The 17,678-nt window shown below is 41.4% G+C and carries 16 protein-coding genes and 1 riboswitch; of the genes, 13 read left to right on the top strand and 3 right to left on the bottom strand.

Features of this window, described 5'->3' with window-relative positions; translation table 11 throughout:
- Positions 1-9 precede the first annotated feature (9 nt).
- A complete protein-coding gene (locus F0342_RS04830) occupies positions 10-864 on the bottom strand; it encodes a bifunctional 5,10-methylenetetrahydrofolate dehydrogenase/5,10-methenyltetrahydrofolate cyclohydrolase (RefSeq protein WP_395940660.1) in 855 nt (284 codons plus the stop codon).
- Between the two features lie 46 nt (positions 865-910).
- Positions 911-1,007, bottom strand: a riboswitch (ZMP/ZTP riboswitch).
- Between the two features lie 195 nt (positions 1,008-1,202).
- Between F0342_RS04830 and F0342_RS04825 the strand changes: the two genes are divergently transcribed.
- The 11 genes from F0342_RS04825 to F0342_RS04775 all read left to right on the top strand — a co-directional run bounded on the left by F0342_RS04825 (position 1,203) and on the right by F0342_RS04775 (position 13,060).
- The gene (locus tag F0342_RS04825) at positions 1,203-1,937 is read left to right on the top strand and encodes an SDR family NAD(P)-dependent oxidoreductase (RefSeq protein WP_149154876.1); all 735 of its coding nucleotides are present in this window, start codon (positions 1,203-1,205) and stop codon (positions 1,935-1,937) included.
- Entirely contained in the window at positions 1,891-2,949 is a 1,059-nt protein-coding gene (locus tag F0342_RS04820) for an S-adenosylmethionine:tRNA ribosyltransferase-isomerase (protein WP_262481646.1), read from the top strand. Before F0342_RS04825 ends, F0342_RS04820 begins: the two co-directional genes overlap by 47 nt.
- Before the next feature lie 11 nt (positions 2,950-2,960).
- Complete coding sequence (locus F0342_RS04815) at positions 2,961-3,317, top strand: VOC family protein (RefSeq protein ID WP_188048405.1); 357 nt, start codon at positions 2,961-2,963, stop codon at positions 3,315-3,317.
- 124 nt (positions 3,318-3,441) lie between these two features.
- A complete protein-coding gene (locus F0342_RS04810) occupies positions 3,442-4,086 on the top strand; it encodes a YczE/YyaS/YitT family protein (RefSeq protein WP_149154874.1) in 645 nt (214 codons plus the stop codon).
- Positions 4,087-4,592: 506 nt separating this feature from the next.
- Positions 4,593-5,060, top strand: coding sequence for a DinB family protein (locus F0342_RS04805; protein ID WP_149154873.1), 468 nt, complete (start codon positions 4,593-4,595; stop codon positions 5,058-5,060).
- A 66-nt stretch (positions 5,061-5,126) separates the two neighbouring features.
- The gene (locus F0342_RS04800; RefSeq protein WP_316252583.1) at positions 5,127-5,897 is read left to right on the top strand and encodes a DNA alkylation repair protein; all 771 of its coding nucleotides are present in this window, start codon (positions 5,127-5,129) and stop codon (positions 5,895-5,897) included.
- Between the two features lie 134 nt (positions 5,898-6,031).
- Positions 6,032-7,210, top strand: a complete 1,179-nt coding sequence (locus F0342_RS04795; protein ID WP_149154871.1) for a MalY/PatB family protein — start codon at positions 6,032-6,034, stop codon at positions 7,208-7,210.
- 309 nt (positions 7,211-7,519) lie between these two features.
- Positions 7,520-8,710 (top strand): glycine C-acetyltransferase, encoded by a 1,191-nt coding sequence (locus F0342_RS04790; protein ID WP_149154870.1) that lies wholly within the window; start codon positions 7,520-7,522, stop codon positions 8,708-8,710.
- Between the two features lie 106 nt (positions 8,711-8,816).
- The gene (locus F0342_RS04785; protein WP_149154869.1) at positions 8,817-9,758 is read left to right on the top strand and encodes an L-threonine 3-dehydrogenase; all 942 of its coding nucleotides are present in this window, start codon (positions 8,817-8,819) and stop codon (positions 9,756-9,758) included.
- A gap of 452 nt (positions 9,759-10,210) precedes the next feature.
- Entirely contained in the window at positions 10,211-11,761 is a 1,551-nt protein-coding gene (locus F0342_RS04780; protein ID WP_149154868.1) for a hypothetical protein, read from the top strand.
- A 54-nt stretch (positions 11,762-11,815) separates the two neighbouring features.
- The gene (locus tag F0342_RS04775) at positions 11,816-13,060 is read left to right on the top strand and encodes an ATP-binding protein (protein ID WP_262481644.1); all 1,245 of its coding nucleotides are present in this window, start codon (positions 11,816-11,818) and stop codon (positions 13,058-13,060) included.
- 180 nt (positions 13,061-13,240) lie between these two features.
- Here the strand turns inward: F0342_RS04775 and F0342_RS04770 are convergent, their stop codons facing one another.
- On the bottom strand, positions 13,241-14,602 hold the full coding sequence (locus tag F0342_RS04770) for a YjiH family protein (RefSeq protein WP_149154866.1): 1,362 nt from the start codon (positions 14,600-14,602) through the stop codon (positions 13,241-13,243).
- A 412-nt stretch (positions 14,603-15,014) separates the two neighbouring features.
- On the opposite strand from F0342_RS04770, the gene sda reads away from it, so the two are divergent.
- The gene (gene sda, locus F0342_RS04765; RefSeq protein WP_149154865.1) at positions 15,015-15,146 is read left to right on the top strand and encodes a sporulation histidine kinase inhibitor Sda; all 132 of its coding nucleotides are present in this window, start codon (positions 15,015-15,017) and stop codon (positions 15,144-15,146) included.
- Positions 15,147-15,287: 141 nt separating this feature from the next.
- On the opposite strand, the gene F0342_RS04760 is transcribed toward sda, so the two are convergent.
- Entirely contained in the window at positions 15,288-16,601 is a 1,314-nt protein-coding gene (locus F0342_RS04760) for a short-chain fatty acid transporter (RefSeq protein ID WP_149154864.1), read from the bottom strand.
- Between the two features lie 203 nt (positions 16,602-16,804).
- Here F0342_RS04760 and F0342_RS04755 point away from each other — a divergent pair, with 203 nt between their 5' ends.
- The gene (locus tag F0342_RS04755; protein ID WP_149154863.1) at positions 16,805-17,677 is read left to right on the top strand and encodes a Cof-type HAD-IIB family hydrolase; all 873 of its coding nucleotides are present in this window, start codon (positions 16,805-16,807) and stop codon (positions 17,675-17,677) included.
- Position 17,678: the final 1 nt, after the last annotated feature.

Raw genomic sequence — 17,678 nt, 5'->3', positions numbered from 1 at the left:
GGATATTTATTATGAATGTTCAAGAACAGAACCATATTTCTCAGCAGAATCAACGGTCTGTTTTAACAGCATGGAAATGGTGACGGGGCCAACTCCGCCAGGAACTGGAGTAATCGCGCTCGCTTTTTCATAGCATGCTTCATAGTCTATATCTCCAACGTTCCCTTTGTTATATCCGGCATCAAGAACAACAGCACCTTCTTTTACCCAGTCTCCTTGAATGAAGTTAGCTTTACCGACTGCTGCCACCACGATATCTGCAGTAGAGAGAATGTCAGGCAGGTTCTCTGTATACGAATGACATGTCGTCACCGTTGCGTTTCGATTCAACAGCATCATGGACACAGGCTTTCCTAGAATCGGGCTTCTTCCTACAACGACAGCATGTTTTCCTTCAAGAGACACACCGTAGTAATCGATGATGCTCATGATTGCAGCAGGTGTGCAGGATGGATATTCACCAAACCCTAATGAATTTTGACCGAATCCAAGGCTTGTGACTCCATCAACGTCTTTTTCAATGGAGATTGCTTCAAAGGCAGCACGTTCATCAATATGATGAGGAACAGGATGCTGCAAGAGAATTCCATGAACGGAAGAATCTTGATTAAGCTCCTGGATCACATCCAACAGTTCATTCGTTGTCGTTTCCTTTGGAAGATGAATCCTTCTTGATTCCATCCCGATCTTCGCGCAAGCATTGCCCTTCATTTTCACATACGTAGCAGAAGATGGGTCATCTCCAACAAGTACCGTAGCAAGACATGGGGTAATACCATTCTCCTTTAATACAGCAACTCTCGACTTTAGGCTTTCCTTTACCTCAGATGCAACAAGTTTCCCGTCTAATACTAGTGGTTCCACTGCAATCCCTCCTGATTATAGTAAAAGAAGACAAGGGTATCCCCTTGCCTTCTGCCCAGGCGAACGGCTAATGGCTCATGTTTTGTAAGATTTGCAGCTCCCTTGTGGTTGATTCCACATTTTCGCCAGTCACTGCTATATTTATTTTCAATTTAATTATAACACGAATATAAAGAAAAATTCTAGTGTTAATGTTCGTGTTTTTGTAAAACTACATCAAAAGACTGATAAGATGCTACTTCTAATTTTCTATATCTCCCAACCCCATTTAGATGATTTGTCGAAGGGGGATTTTTCATAAACTGTGAGTAACAAGAGTTAGGAAAGGGGAAATAAAGATGTTGAAAAATAAAGTAGTCATGATCACAGGTGCCTCAAAAGGGTTGGGAAGGGCACTTGCCGTACAATGTGCCAAGGAAGGGGCGAAGCTTGCGATTTGTGCACGATCGGGTGGACCCCTTCTGGAGGTTGAGAAAGAATTGAAGAAGTTAGGGGGAGAAGTGGTAGCTTTGAAAGCCGATGTTTCTCATTCCCGGGATGTAGACCGTTTTGTTTCTGTAACGGAGGAAGTGTTAGGTGGAGTAGATGTTCTTTTTAACAATGCATCCGTTTTTGGTCCGGGTCCTCGCCTTCTGGCTGATTATCCTGAAGAAGAATTCCTTGATGTGCTAAGAATCAATACGTTAAACCCATTTTTAGTAACGAAAAGAGTCCTTCCTGGAATGATCAGCCGGGGAAAGGGTTCAATCATTAACTTAACGTCAGAAGCGGGTAAAACAGGATTTGCTGAGTGGGGAGCATACGGAATTTCAAAATTTGCCGTCGAAGGATTAACTCAAACGTGGGCCGACGAGCTAAGTGATACAGGGATACGGGTGAATATGGTCGATCCAGGGGAAATGGATACGGAAATGCACGAAAAGGCAGTCCCGGAATGTGATTATCCGCTTGCCGACCCTTGTAATCACCTTGACGTCTTTTTATATCTGGCTTCCGACGCTTCAGAAAACGAGAATGGGAATCGATTTGAAGCTCAAGAATTTAAGTGGAATCGAGGCGGGGAGAATGAATGAACTGGCTAAGACCTTTGATATCCCGTCCCATTTAAACGCATCAACACCCATTGAGTTACAAGGATTTGAGAGAGACGAAGTAAAGTTAATGATGTTGAACCGGGAGACCGGAAAATGTGATCATACCCAATTCAAACAGTTACCCGAGTTTTTATATAAAGGGGACGTACTTGTTTTAAACAATAGCAGGACCATTCCTGCATCACTTAAAGGGAAGCAAGGAAACAGGCATCTCGAAGTTCGTTTATCCAGAAAAATAGATGATAACTGCTGGGATGCGCTTATCATAGGAGACTTCTATCAAGCGGGAGAACCTATTTGTTTTTCAGAGGAAGTCCGGGCCAACATGGTGGGTGAAGGAAGTGAAAAACCACTGGTGCAATTGAAATTTAACAAGAGTGGTGTTGAGCTTTTTGATTTTATTTACAGAAACGGAGAGCCTATCCGTTATGAATATATTGATTCTCCCTGGCCACTTGATTGTTACCAGACTGTATATGGATCAGTCCCCGGGTCTGTGGAAATGACTTCTGCCGGAAGGGCCTTTTCTTGGAAGTTGATACAGTCCTTGAAGCAGAAAGGAATTGAAATCGTGTTCATACAGCTTCACGCAGGCTTGAGCTATTACGGGGATGACCGCTGGCCGACACCAAAAAATCATCCTGAAGAATACCATGTAGGTTCAGGGACAGTGGACAAAATCCTCAAGGCAAAGAATAGTGGGAAACGGGTCATTGCAGTGGGCACTACTGTCGTTCGTGCCCTTGAAACCATCATGACACAAAATGGACAGCTAAAGCCTTCTGAAGGCGTAACAAACTTATATATATCAGGGGATACCCCTCTTCAACTCGTAGATGGTCTCATTACGGGGCTGCATGAACCGGAAGCGAGCCATCTGGATCTCTTAAAGGCTTTTATCTCGGAAAAAAAGTTATTGAACGCCTATCAAACGGCTCTATTAAAAAACTATAAATGGCATGAATTTGGCGACATGAATGTAATTTTGTAAGGGGAATGGATATGAGACTTCATCATATTGGGATGAATGTAAAGAGTTTAGTGTTATCGAAGGAATTCTATCAATTTTATTTTGGGTTTGAAGAGGAAACGTATTTCGAATGGGGTAGTGAGAAAATCCTGTTTATGAAAAAGAACGATTGTCGATTGGAGCTCATCGAAGAGCCTGGGGAGGATAACGGCCCGAAGCGGACATTTCTTCATTTAGCCTTGGCAGTCATCGATCTGGAAACGGAGATTGGTCTATTAATGGAGAAAGGGTTAGTACCTGTTGAGGGCCCCATTATTCTTGAAAAAGGCTGGAAAGCGGTCTTTTTCTTTGGACCTGACGGGGAAATCATTGAGTTGGTTGAAGAGTAGACCGTCTATTTTTTCATTAAACCCCACCAACCCCATAGGCTTTGTGAAATTTTTTTGTTTATTATTCTGTGATACAGTTATCCGGGTAATAAATGAAATGACTATGGTGTAGGAAGGGATTTTCATGAATAGAGAATTAGTTTTACGTTGGTCATTCTTCTTTACAGGCCTCCTTGTACTTGCGTTTGGCATAAGCTTGACGATCAAAGGGAAGGACCTGGGAATCGGACCTTGGGATGTGTTTCATTATGGGCTCTTCAAGCAGCTCGGACTGACGATTGGTACATGGTCCATTATTGCGGGCTTTGTCATCTTGTTCGTGACGGGGATTGGAACGAAGTCATTTCCTAAAGTCGGCGCTTTTATAAATATGTTGTTAATTGGTATTTTCATAGATTTATTTAATTACGTACTTCCTGATCCTCAATCGCTATTGGCACAGTCGATTGTATTTGCTATTGGGATTGTGGTAATCGGGTACGGTATCGGACTATATGTGTCTGCTGACCTGGGGGCAGGACCCCGTGACAGCCTGATGCTGCTCGTAGTTGAAAAAACGGGCTGGAAAGTTCAGTGGGTACGGAATGGGATGGAGATTATCGTGTTCTTCTTTGGTTGGTTACTCGGAGGTCCTGTCGGGATCGGTACGGTCATTATCGCACTGGGACTCGGTTCCATCGTCGGATTTTCATTACCTCAAAGCAAAAAGCTTCTTCACTTTTTCCTTATGAGACAAGTGACAAAAAGAGACAATCCTTTGGCGAGCTAAGGGTTGTTTCTTTTTTTGTTTGGCTCAATTCGTAAAGGTAGTGTAAAACATGGACCGTTCCTTTCCGCTCCAGGCACTTTCTTTCCGCGGGGAGGAAGTCAAGCCTCCTCGGGCTTTGCCCTGCGGGGTCTCGACCTTTCCTCTATCTCCCGCAGGAGTCAAGTGCCTTCCGCTGCAATCCACTCTGTGCTACTACATTCTAAGTACCTCAAAGTATAGATAGACAAACAAAAAGGCCCTATTGTAGATTAGTTTGTTCCCAAAACAAACTAATCTACAAAGAAGTAAAAAAATTCATGTTAAATCAAACAATGCTGCCACGGTAATTGACCTCTTGTAAAGAGAGCAGTTCCCCTCACCCTCTAGCAAACACTAATGGACAAAGCCGAAGCAGATCTTATGTTAAAAAACAACAATCTTTGCGAAGAGAGCCTTTGTTTAAAAGAGGTATTTCTCCACATAAGAAAGAAGTAAGAATAGAGTTTGTGCTGACAGGAGAGGATTAAATGGAAAACAAGCTGGATTATCATATATGGGCAACGAACAAGCTACTGTCTTATTTACGATCGTTACCAGAAGAAATTTTTCATAAGGGACTTCAAAGTGTGTTTCCTTCCGTAGAAAGGACATTATATCATCTGTATGAGGTAGATGCTCTATGGTTTTCAAGACTTAAGCAACAGGAAATATTGGTAGAGGTCGATACGTTTTCATCAGTGTCAGAGTGTCTCACGTATTTTCAAACCTTACACACGGAAATGGCTAATTGGAAATATCGTGATAATACTATTTCGTATAAAACTTCTATAGGGGATGCATGTCAAAATACTACGGAAGAGATTCTCTATCATATTGTGAATCACGGAACGTACCATCGTGGAAATATAACAGCGATGCTTTGGCAATTAGGAGAAAAGGGAATGTCCACGGATTATATATACTACTTGCGTGAGAAGGATACAGTAAAAGAATGAAAGAGCTGGTAGACTACTGTTATCTCTGTCAAAAGCCTCTTTATTGTTTAGAGGGGTTCTTTAACGGTGTGCAAAAAGAGGATGGAAAAAGCAGTTGTTTTGAATGCGAAGAACAAAATCAAAAAGGGGAGAAAAAAGATGGGGCATGAGTATTCAGGTCAAATCGTCACTCTATTAAAAAAGCATCAAAATAGTGAAAATCGAGAAGCAATGGAAGCATATATGAGAAACCAATTTCAATTCTTTGGCATTAGGACCCCTGAACGTACTGCTTTACTAAGGGACTTTCTGAAGGAACACGGTAAACCACAGGTTGAAGAATTGCCCAACATTGTTCGTTCCCTTTGGTCTGAACCGCAAAGGGAGTGTCAGTATATCGCTCTTTCCCTTCTGGACAAACAATCCAGGCACTTAACGAAAGACCACCTGCCATTTTTGGAAGAAATAATCACAGATAAATCCTGGTGGGATACGGTTGATCATATTGCTCCCAAGCATGTAGGGAAAATCTATCAAACGGAAGAAGATGACGCATACTTAGAGAAATGGATTCATTCAGATTATATGTGGTTGAATCGGATCTCTATTTTGCATCAATTGAAATATAAAGAAAAAACAGATCAGGGACGCCTGTTCAGATACATATTATTGCATAATGAATCAAAGGAATTCTTTATTCAGAAGGCAATAGGCTGGGCACTCCGGGAGTATTCAAAAACGGACCCGGAAGCGGTACAGCGATTCATCGAATCAGAAAAGCTCGCGCCGCTAAGTAAGCGAGAAGGAATGAAGCATATCCATAGAAAAGAAAAAGAAGGGAAAATCGTTGAAAAGTAGTGAATATATTAAGCATCTGACATGACACTCATCTAAATTAGGTAAGGGGGATTCCTATTTTTAAATTAGGTATTCACCATTAAGTAAATCTAGTATAAAGTAAGGACAGATATATGTGAGAGGGGTAATAGGATATGAATTGGAATGATTGCATCGAGAGAACAAACACTCACTCTGTGAAATGGTCGTTTCCTGCCGAGGATGTAATTCCTATGTGCATAGCAGACATGGACTTTCAAGTGTCTCCTGCCATTGTCGATGCCATGAATCGCAAGGCTCAGCATGGTATATACGGTTATACGACATTTAGTGATCGATACTTCGAGTCTGTCATCTCATGGTGGAAGAGGCGCTTCCAGATGGAAATAGAGAAAGAGTGGATCAGCTTTAGCCCTGGAATTATTCCGGGTATCAATGTATTGTTGTCCGTGTTAACGGAGCCTGGAGACGGTGTAATCATTCAAGATCCCGTTTATTATCCTTTTTACAGTACGATCGAGAACCATGGTTGCTCGGTTATGAAAAATACGTTGCTTTATGAGGATGGAGTATACTCGATTGATTTTGACGACTTAGAAGAAAAGGCACGTCATCCCAGAACGAAACTTCTTATTCTCTGTAGTCCTCATAATCCTGTTGGACGGGTATGGACGCAAGAAGAATTAATGAAAATTGGTTCGATCGCTAAACGACATGACCTCTGGATCATTTCAGATGAAATGCATGGAGACCTGGTATACAAAGGATATGAACACATTCCTTTGTTTAAAGGGGATGACAGCTTAGTAGAGCGCAGTATTCTATGTGCAGCTCCAAGTAAAACCTTTAATATCGCGGGGCTTCAAACCTCCATCCTTCTCATACCGAATAAAGACCTGAGAGATAAGTATAATGAAAAGCTTACGGGCTATGGCCTGATGAGACCGAATGTGTTTGGGATTGAAGGGACGATTGCGGCTTATGAGGAAGGCGAACCATGGCTTAATGAGCTATTAATGGTTCTTGAAGAGAATAAACAGTATGTACTGAATTATCTAGAACAACACCTTCCAGAGCTGAAAGGCATTACCCCACAGGCTACACACCTTATTTGGATGGATTGCACGGAATTAGGCATGACAGGTGAAGAGTTGTGTACGTTTTTCTTAAACAAAGCCAAAGTGAAATTTGATGAAGGCTTTAAATTTGGTCAGAGCGGGCACACCTTTGTCAGAATGAACATTGCCTGTCCGAAAGAGCGGATCGATTTGGCATTAAGAAGAATCCACGAGGCGATATTGGACTATAGGGTCACCCGTAACGTCATGAAATAAAACAAGGATGAACAAATGAGATGCCATTTGTTCATCCTTTTTCTTTAAAAGAAATAAAGAACGAGGGCTCCGATACTCCCTGATAACAGACCATATATCGTGCTGTAAAAAAGTCTGAAGTATTTTTAGTATAAGGGGAACACTAAATGACAGGATGAATTTGAAGAAAATTTTTGTCCATCACAAAAAAACATGTTAAACTAAGAATCAGAATAATCATTAGCAATAATAAAGAATCAACTGATAAATAGTGTGTTTTTGGAGTGGACATTTGTTTTTAAAACGCTTACATAACAGGAGGATACGTATATGACTAGTAAAACATTAGATCATTTTTTACAGGAAAATCTTGAAGACCTAAAATCACGTGGTTTATATAATGAGATCGACCCATTACAAGGTGCAAACGGTCCGGTGATTACGATCAATGATAAGAAACTTGTGAACCTTTCTTCTAACAATTATCTTGGACTCGCAACGGATGAACGCTTAAAAAAAGTAGCGATTGAAGCGGTGAAAGAATATGGTGTAGGGGCTGGGGCCGTCCGTACAATCAATGGTACCCTTGATCTTCATGTGAAGCTTGAAGAGAAGCTGGCGAAGTTTAAAGGAACGGAAGCTGCCATTGCTTATCAGTCAGGATTCAACTGTAATATGGCTGCGATTTCGGCGGTTATGGACAAGAACGACGCCATCCTTTCTGATGAATTGAACCACGCATCGATTATTGATGGCTGTCGTCTTTCGAAAGCTAAGATTATCCGTTTTGGTCACTCAGACATGGAAGATCTTCGTGCGAAAGCAAAAGAAGTAAAGGAGTCAGGTCAATACAACAAAATCATGATCATCACCGACGGAGTATTTTCAATGGATGGAGATGTATGTAAACTTCCTGAAATCGTTGAAATTGCTGAGGAATTTGATATCATGACGTATGTAGATGACGCTCACGGTTCGGGTGTCCTTGGAAAAGGTGCAGGTACAGTTAAACACTTTGGCCTTTCAGACAAAGTGGACTTCCAAATGGGTACGTTATCGAAAGCAATCGGTGTAGTAGGTGGATATGTGGCAGGAACTCAGAACCTGATCGACTGGTTAAAGGTCCGCTCACGTCCATTCCTATTCTCTACATCCTTGACTCCGGCAGATGTAACGGCTTGTACAGAAGCACTTGACCTGATCATGAACTCTACAGAGCTTCAAGATAATATGTGGGAAAACAGTCGTTATCTGAAAGAAGAGTTGACGAAGCTTGGCTTTGACATCGGAAACAGTGAGACGCCTATCACTCCGGTTATCATCGGTGAAGAGCAGGCAACCCAGGACTTCAGTAAACGCCTATATGAAGAGGGTGTATATGCCAAATCCATCGTGTTCCCAACAGTACCAAGAGGAACCGGCCGTGTGAGAAACATGCCTTCAGCAGCACATACCAAGGAAATGCTCGATCAAGCGATTAAAGCATATGAAAAAGTCGGTAAGGAAATGGGAATTATCTAATCCCTCTTTAAAATAACGTGATAGGGTCTGGCTGAAAAAAGTCAGCCCTATCTGTATGAATAATAAAATCATTCTATCACCATAGGGAAATGCAGGAGGAAAGACGATGAAAAAGATTTTAGTAACGGGTGCCTTGGGACAAATCGGTTCTGAGCTCACCAATAAACTTCGTACTGTGTACGGTTCTGATAATGTCATTGCGACAGATATCCGGGAAACAGACAGCCCGGTCGTAACGGATGGCCCTTTTGAGCAATTAGACGTGACCGATGCCGGGAAAATGTTTGATATTGCCAAAACGAATAAGGTGGATACCATTATTCACCTGGCAGCTCTATTATCTGCAACAGCGGAAGCAAAACCGCTTCTTGCCTGGAATTTAAATATGGGCGGACTGGTAAATGCCCTGGAAGCAGCAAGAGAATTGGATTGTCAGTTCTTCACACCAAGTTCAATTGGAGCTTTCGGTCCATCCACGCCAAAGGATTCAACTCCACAAGATACCATCATGCGCCCTACCACCATGTATGGAGTAAACAAAGTGTCAGGAGAACTTCTATCTGATTATTACTTCACTAAATTTGGGGTGGATACAAGAGGACTGCGTTTTCCAGGTCTGATTTCATATGAAACATTACCAGGTGGCGGGACCACTGATTATGCAGTTGAAATTTACTATGAAGCAATCAAGAATAACCAGTATACTTCATACATCGGTGAAAGAACCTATATGGATATGATGTATATGCCTGATGCACTTAATGCGATCATCGACCTTATGGAAGCGGACGGTTCAAAGCTTGAGCACCGTAATTCCTTCAATGTATCTGCCATGAGCGTAGCACCAGAGGATATTGCAAAAGCGATCCGCGTTCACCAACCGGACTTTACGCTGGATTATAGCGTAGATCCAGTCCGCCAAACCATTGCCGAAAGCTGGCCGAACGCCATAGATTCCAGCGCAGCCATGAACGAATGGGGCTTCAAAGCAGAGTACGACCTAGCCAAAATGACCGCTGATATGTTAGAAAAATTAAAAACGAAGTAAGCAGAATGATCCCTGAGAAGCATTAGTTTCTTAGGGGTCATTTTTTGTTTGTCTATCATTAGGCAGTCATAATGTAAAAGCACAGAGTGGATTGTAGCGGAAGACACTTGACTCCTGCGGGAAATAAAATAGAGGAAAGGTCGAGACCCCGCAGGGCAAAAGCCCGAGGAGGCTCGACTTCCTCCCCGCGGAAAGCAAGTGTCTGGAGCCGAAAGGAACGGTCCATATTCTATTCACACTGGTACTCATCCCCATCCCGTAAAAACTTTCTTTTAAATTCTAAAATACGACAAAATATGACAATAATTGATAGTAAATTGAAAGGGAAATGTTATACTGAAACAGAATGAATAAATGAAACCAAGCTCCTTTTTGTGGAAAAAAATGGTGATAACCAATATAAATTATGCTAAAATTCAGAAGTCTAAGGATTTTACATAAGGGGGATTCAGATGAGAGAAAAATTGAAAGTATTTGGGATACCTATAGGAATCATGCTTCTATTCATCGCTGCCTTGTTCTTTCACCAGCTGTTGTTAGTGAAGGAATTACCTCAGCCAAACTGGAGCCGTTCTCTCCCATTAGACTACACAGCAAAAGAGAGACCACAGGTGTTTCAAAACAATGGGGAGCTTTACATTTCAAGTAAAGGGAAGATTCATGCTTTTACAATCAATGATGAAATGAAAGTAGCAGATGAAAGAGTCATTGATACCACTATTACTAGGGGCTATCCATTTTGGACCGATGGCAACGAATTCATCTACTATAAAGATGGAGGTTTAGTTTCGACCCGGGACAATGAGGATCAAATCCTTTCGAAAGAGATTACGGGTCTCGGAGCAAGCGCAAACCATATCTATTATTGGAGAAACGAACAACTATATGAATATAATGTGCAAGAAGATTCTTCCAGGGAAGTCTATACTTTTCCGTCTCAAATTTCCGAGATTCACGCAGGAGACAATGGAAGTGCCATCATTCAAGTTAAACAAGATGATACTCATGATTACGTCTATTATATGAATGATAACCGTGAAGTAAGTGAGAAGCCTTTTTTATTAGTAAATACAGCACCGAATAAAAAGGTGGAAGGTTTAACGTTTAAAGTAACAGACGAGCGGCTCACCTTACTATACAATGAGAAATCACGCACACAAGGCACGCTTTCGTACAGTACATACAAGGTGCAGGTTCCATTACAGGAAATGGGCTCATCGATTTTATCCGGGAGTAAGATTGAATTCGTCAATAAAGATACCAGCGAAAAGTTGGCGAGTGCCGGTGGAGTACAGTTTGTAAACGTTGATGGGAAAGAATCCGTGGTGTTCACTTCAGAAGGACAGCGTATTGGTGATAACAGTGCGATGAGCCTGTATGCGGCTCCTTTTCAAAATCAGGGGATTCTGGAGGGTTCTCCTCTTAGTACGACCAAGCATGTCACATATTCACCCGTTCAATTAACAGACGAAGCACTGGTTTGGTTTAATTATGATGGTGGTACATATGAACTATACGGGGCATCTCAGAACGATCAAGTCGTTTCAGAAAGTACAAACTGGTCGAAAAGATCAGTGAAAGAGGCACTTAACAACGGCGTTCTCATGATGTTCAGCAGCTTGGTGACGGTATTGACATCCTTTTACTGGGTGCTTCCATCACTCTTTCTATTAATCTTATTGTATATATTCAGACCAAACGCGTTTGAAAAAGACGGGATCAGCTGGGCTGAATATGTATCGATCATCATTTTTATGCTGATGCCGATCAGCTATACAAGAAATGCAATGAACGCATATTTTTACCAAGTGGCACCGGAGTATTTGGTGTTTCCGGGAAGCGGCTACGCACTATTATTGTTGATTAGTGTGATCACTTGGGTGATTTGGAAAATAGGACGGGACCCTGATTGGGGATCATTTGCAGGTGCCTTTTACTTCATGGGAATATATATATTGTTTTATATTACTTCAATCGGTCCATATATATTTAACTTATTTTAACGAATAAAAGTATGAGTGGGACGGGTGACTTGGATGATAGAGAAAATGAATCATATGAAAAAACATACATTTTACAACAAAATAATGATCCTCATGGCTCTATTTGTCTTACAGTTCATCTTTTTACTCTTGATTGACAAGCCATGGAACGTAATCGTTGCCCTTCTGGTTACTATTATAGGGGTAACGGTCCTGGCACACTTATTGATAACAGGGAAAGCCTTTCTGACAGAGCATCGAAAATTGCTGGAAGAAGAAAATCAGCTGTCCACCCTTCTCCACTCCCTGCCTGATTTTGTGTGCTTTAAGGATGGACAGGGCCGCTGGTTAAAGGTCAATCAATTTGGCAGAAAACTGTATAACCTTGAACGAATTGATTATGTAGGGAAGACTGATAGTGAATTAGGAGATCTGGTTCCCTTTTTTAAAGACGCCTTCGACTATTGTGTTGACTCGGATGAACAATCGTGGAAAGCTGAAAAGGTAACGAGATGTGAAGAAGGATTCTACCTTCCGAACGGTGAATACAAGACCTTTGATGTCATAAAAGTTCCGTTATTTCATTCGAATCAGACAAGAAAGGGATTAGTCATCATCGGCAGGGATATTTCTCAGCAGAAAATAGCTGAAGAAATGTTATTAAGAAAAGAGAAATTATCTGTGGTCGGGGAGCTTGCGGCGGGAATCGCCCATGAGATCCGGAATCCCCTTACGAGCATCAAGGGCTTCATTCAACTGCTTGAAGAGAATGAGCATGTATCCGAAAACTATCTTCAGGTCATGTCCTCCGAGATGGATCGAATTAACCAAATTGTAGGAGAGTTACTCATTTTATCAAAACCTCAAATGAGGGAATACCAGGTCTTTGATATGAATGAAGTGTTAAACTATGTGATCAAGGTAATGGAGCATGAAGCAATCCTCAAAGGGATCACATTAAGTGTTCAAGTACCATCCTCCTTCATTCACGTATTTGGAGATAAGAATCAATGTGTACAGGTCTTTATAAATATTATAAAAAATGCAATCGAATCAATGGATGAAGGAGAAATCCGCGTCAACTGGAATGTTCTGAACGAAACGATCATCATCACGATTCAAGATCAAGGGGTGGGAATTCCACCTGAACGTTTAAAGAGACTCGGCGAGCCATTCTTTACCTTGAAAGAAAAAGGGATGGGACTCGGGCTGACCATCAGTCAAAAGATCATTGAAGACCATAAAGGGTCTATACACATTGAATCAGAAGTGAACAAGGGAACAAAAGTAGAAGTAACCTTACCGGTGAAACATAAATGAAATCCAAGGCTGCCTCATTGCGATGCAGCCTTGAATTATGTAAGCAGTGGTATGCTCAAATGACGAGGAAGTTGCATAGTCATGCTTCTTGAAGAATCTCATCAACCATTACTTCCTTCAGAAAAAAGTTTACGAAAAGATAAAAACCCAGGTTCGAATTCGAACCTGGGTTTTACTTCATCAAAAAATCATATGAGCAATTGCAACAATCACAAGTAAAGTCAAGAATGTACGTTGTAAGAAGATGATCACTAAGTCCTTGAAATCAACTGGGATCTTAGAACCTAGTAACAGTCCCCCGACTTCAGACATGTAGATCAATTGTGTTACAGATAAACAAGCAATCACAAAGCGTGTCAGCTCACTTTCAATTCCAGATCCAAAGATGGCTGGAAGGAACATATCGGCAAAACCGACAAGGATCGATTGAGACGCTTCTGCTGCTTCTGGAATTTGAAGAAGCTCCAGTAAGGGAATTAGCGGCATACCGATGTATTCGAAGAACTTTGTATTCTCGGCTACGATCAGTGCCGTTGTTCCGATCGCCATAACGATGGGCGCAACCCCCATCCACATATCCAACACATTTTTCATTCCATCAGTGAAAAACTTAGAAGTACTATTGTTATTCTTAGCCTGAACAAGGGCTTGCTCATATCCATAACCTACGCGGCTATAGCCTTCTGGAATGACTTCCATCGTGTTCTTGCCTTCTTGATCATTATAGTAAGTGTCAGGCTTACGAGATAATGGCGGGATTCGCGGCAGCACGATTGCGGCAATAATTCCTGAAATTGCTACAGTTATATAGAAAGGAATGAAGTATTTTCCAAGACCAACCTCAGAAATGACGACTAGACTGAAGGTAATGGATACAACAGAGAATGTCGTACCAATGATTGCTGCTTCCTTCTTCGTATAGTATCCTTCTTCATATTGCTTACTTGTCAGTAGCACCCCGATCGTTCCGTCTCCTAACCAGGAAGCTAAACAATCGATGGAAGAACGCCCGGGTAAACCGAATACGGGACGCATCACTTTCGTTAAGAGAGCACCGAATAATTCAAGTAGACCGAAATTTAATAATAAAGGTAGAAAAAGTCCGGCAAATAAAAATACAGAGAATAGAATAGTGAGAAGTCCATCCGGGTTTAATAGAAGTCCACCAGTTGCGTCTGACCAGATCCATTCAGGCCCTAATTTAAATAGAGTCATGATTGCAAACACAGCACCTAGTACTCTGACAAAAACCCAAACAGGTCTTACATCGAACAGGCTTGTGAAAAACGGAGATTTTTCAATGAAAGCCGGGCGTACGAACTTAGTGATAAAAGTCCCTAATACGGTAAGGATGATTAATCCTGTCATGATCGCAGGTACATAGCTTCCAATCCAGTCCTGTAATAGTCCTGAAAGAATGGCAATTGGTATCGTGATCCCGTCTTCCTGTGGAATCGGAACCATAAAAAGAAAAATTCCCAATAGGGAAGGAATGATAAATCGTAAATGGCTTGTTAATGTAAAGCGATGTTGTCGATTCATAAATTCACCTCAGATGTAGTTATAACGGAAAATGAAACATTATTCATTTTAATGCATACATATAAATTTGTCCATAAGAAGTTCCCACAAGGGGGATTATGCATTACCTAGCTGTTTTTCCCAAACGGTGTGAAAGTGAAACATAAAATATTGAATTATCGATCTAGTAAATGAATGTATACAAAAAAGAAAGCGCTATCTTTCGGTACCTCTCTATTTTACTAAAATTTTTAAAAATTTCAATTATAAGATGAAAAACATTTTTATTTCTCACATTTTAAGTAAAAAAAGTCTGAAGTTACGGGGGATTATTACCTAAAAAAGATTATTAGCTATTTCTATAATGAGGTTTAAGTAGTATGAAAGAGGGTATTAAGAAATTCATACCTTGGTAAGTCAGGAGTTGTAATCGATGACATCGTTAACGATACTTACGGAAGAGCAATTGGCTAATGTCTATCAATTAGCACAGGAAGAAGGATTGGAAGAAGAATTTATTGAGATGTTAGAAGGAGAGCTGGAAAGAAGAGAAGTTGCTCGATAGGACCTAGAATAAAAACAATGAAACGCCATACATAACGGCTGATCTCCAAATGGGAGGTCAGCCTATTTTTATTTTCATAAGACAATAGTGCCCTGGTGATTCTCAGGCAAAGTCGAGACGCTCTGAGGCACTTTTAGTTTTTTATAAGAATAGTAATCCAAGGGAAATGACGACTCCACTAATGACAAGGATAATTACGCAGTAACCCATAATATCCTTCGCCTTTAACCCTGCAATCGCTAAAGCAGGCAATGCCCAGAACGGCTGGATCAGATTTGTCCAGGCGTCTCCCCAAGCAACAGCCATAGCGGTCTTAGACACAGAAGCATCCAGTGTTTGAGCGGCATCAAGCATAATAGGAGCTTGGACGGCCCACTGTCCTCCCCCGGAAGGGACAAAGAAGTTCACAATCCCGGCGCTGAGGAAGGCGAAGAAGTAAAAGGTCACATCATTTGAAATCGATACAAAAGCCTCAGACATGACGACAGCAAGACCAGATGCAGTCATCATTCCCATGATTCCTGCATAGAAAGGGAATTGAATGACAATCCCGCTAGCGCCTTTGATCGCTTCCTGTACAGCCGCAAGAAAGCGCTTTGGCGTCCCGTGAAAGAGAATGCCCAGGAATAAGAATAAAAAGTTGACGATATCTAAATTTAGGGAGAAACCGTTTTGAATAAAATATGAAAATAGGAAAGCAATCCCGAGAACGGCAACAATAATTGATAGAATCATACTGTTTTCTAGGCGCTCAGCAGGTGTTAATGCCTCTTTTTCAAGAGTGGCGGCTGTTTCATTAAAGATTTCAGGATCTACGGTTACAGTTTCTTCTTTTGACGGCATCAGCATCCTGTTAATGACCGGAAGAACAATAAATAGAGCTAACACAATCAGGACATTGAACGTAGCGAAGATCGTCTCACTTGTCGAGATGACACCGATCATATCTTGGAATGGATGATCGGCTGTTGCAATCGATAACGGAATGGAACCAGAGAACCCTGCATGCCAGACAACAAATCCAGAATAAGCACTGGCAATCAGCAACCGGTAATCGACCCCTTTCACCCGCTTTGCCAACTCTTTCGCAAATAATGCCCCGATTACAAGCCCGAAGCCCCAGTTGATCCAGCTGGCAATCATCGAAACGACTGTAACAATGACAATCGCGGAACTAGGTGATTTCGCAAATGAGGCCAGAAAACCAAGAAACCGTTTAAACAATGGACTGCTTGCCAGTACATACCCCGTAACAAGCACAAGGACCATCTGCATGGAAAAGGCAAGCAGGCTCCAGAATCCGTTACCCCAATACTGAACCATCTCGAGGCTTGAACTTTCAGTGAAGATAAGACCAAATCCAAATACTGCCAGTGTTAAAATGACAACAAATAAAAATGGATCAGGCAGATAGCGTTGCATGATCTTATTAGAGAATGAAATAAGTGCTTTCATCTTTTAATCCCCCTTATTAAATACCTACACTTTTTATTCTTCTATAACGATTATTGAAAACCCTTTCAATTGTATGAATTAACTGAAAATAAGAGTGTGTGTATGAATTTTGTTAAGAGTAAGGGACTTCAGTACAAGAGGATAAATATTTCATGATACAATGGCTAAATTAATAACATTCAACGTTAGGAAGGTGTCTACTTATGATTACATGTATCGCAACAGATATGGACGGAACTTTATTGAATGAAAAACAGGAAATCAGCGAAGCCAACAAACAAGCTATCCTGGATGCGCAACAGCAAGGAATAGAAGTCGTAGTTGCCACAGGAAGATCATATGAAGAAGCCCGCTATGTCATACAGGAGGCCGGTATCTCATGTGATATCGTTTGTGCCAATGGAGCGGAGGTTCGAAATAAAAAGGGTGAAATCGTCTATCAGGCAGGCATTGAATCAGCACAAGCGAAAAAAATTGCCGCTGTCTTAAACGAAACCGGTATTTACTTTGAAATCTACACAGATCAGGGAACATACACTGAAAATTATGAGATGGGCGTCGAGTTGATCGTCGATATTTTCACGACAGCCAACCCTGAGGTATCAGAAGAGCAGGTGAGACAAGCAGCCAAAGAACGATTTGATAAAGGTCATATCAAATTAGTTGAAGATTACGGGGTATTATTCGAGGACGCTTCCCAACTTGTTTACAAGTTTCTTGTTTTCTCTTTTGATGAAAAGCAATTAACAGAAGCTAATGAAAAATTAAATGAAATAACAGGTATTGCCATTAGCTCGTCGGGTAAAGAAAACATTGAAGTGAATAGCCTTGAGGCACAAAAAGGAGTCGCTCTGCAGAAGCTACTGAACGACAAAGGGCTTTCAGCGCAACATGCCATGGCAATGGGTGATAACCTTAACGATCTATCCATGATGAAAGTTGTGGGAAGACCAGTGGCCATGGGGAATGCCCTGGATCAGGTAAAAGAGTTCTGTCCATTCGTCACGGCAACAAACCGTGAAGACGGTGTCGCAAAAGCGATTCAGGAAGTTCTTCAACAGACGGCAAACTCATGAG

The sequence above is a fragment of the Bacillus sp. CH30_1T genome (assembly GCF_008364765.1).
GTDB lineage: Bacteria > Bacillota > Bacilli > Bacillales > Bacillaceae_B > Rossellomorea.
Note: the sequence above shows the minus strand (reverse complement) of the source record. Positions and strands in the feature narration are given on the sequence as shown.

Coding starts and splice junctions, on each gene's coding strand:
- F0342_RS04825 (WP_149154876.1), top strand. CDS start 1,203: ATGTTGAAAAATAAAGTAGTCATGATCACAGGTGCCTCAAAAGGGTTG.
- F0342_RS04815 (WP_188048405.1), top strand. CDS start 2,961: ATGAGACTTCATCATATTGGGATGAATGTAAAGAGTTTAGTGTTATCG.
- F0342_RS04810 (WP_149154874.1), top strand. CDS start 3,442: ATGAATAGAGAATTAGTTTTACGTTGGTCATTCTTCTTTACAGGCCTC.
- F0342_RS04805 (WP_149154873.1), top strand. CDS start 4,593: ATGGAAAACAAGCTGGATTATCATATATGGGCAACGAACAAGCTACTG.
- F0342_RS04795 (WP_149154871.1), top strand. CDS start 6,032: ATGAATTGGAATGATTGCATCGAGAGAACAAACACTCACTCTGTGAAA.
- F0342_RS04790 (WP_149154870.1), top strand. CDS start 7,520: ATGACTAGTAAAACATTAGATCATTTTTTACAGGAAAATCTTGAAGAC.
- F0342_RS04785 (WP_149154869.1), top strand. CDS start 8,817: ATGAAAAAGATTTTAGTAACGGGTGCCTTGGGACAAATCGGTTCTGAG.
- F0342_RS04780 (WP_149154868.1), top strand. CDS start 10,211: ATGAGAGAAAAATTGAAAGTATTTGGGATACCTATAGGAATCATGCTT.
- F0342_RS04775 (WP_262481644.1), top strand. CDS start 11,816: ATGAAAAAACATACATTTTACAACAAAATAATGATCCTCATGGCTCTA.
- F0342_RS04770 (WP_149154866.1), bottom strand. CDS start 14,602: ATGAATCGACAACATCGCTTTACATTAACAAGCCATTTACGATTTATC.
- sda (WP_149154865.1), top strand. CDS start 15,015: ATGACATCGTTAACGATACTTACGGAAGAGCAATTGGCTAATGTCTAT.
- F0342_RS04760 (WP_149154864.1), bottom strand. CDS start 16,601: ATGAAAGCACTTATTTCATTCTCTAATAAGATCATGCAACGCTATCTG.
- F0342_RS04755 (WP_149154863.1), top strand. CDS start 16,805: ATGATTACATGTATCGCAACAGATATGGACGGAACTTTATTGAATGAA.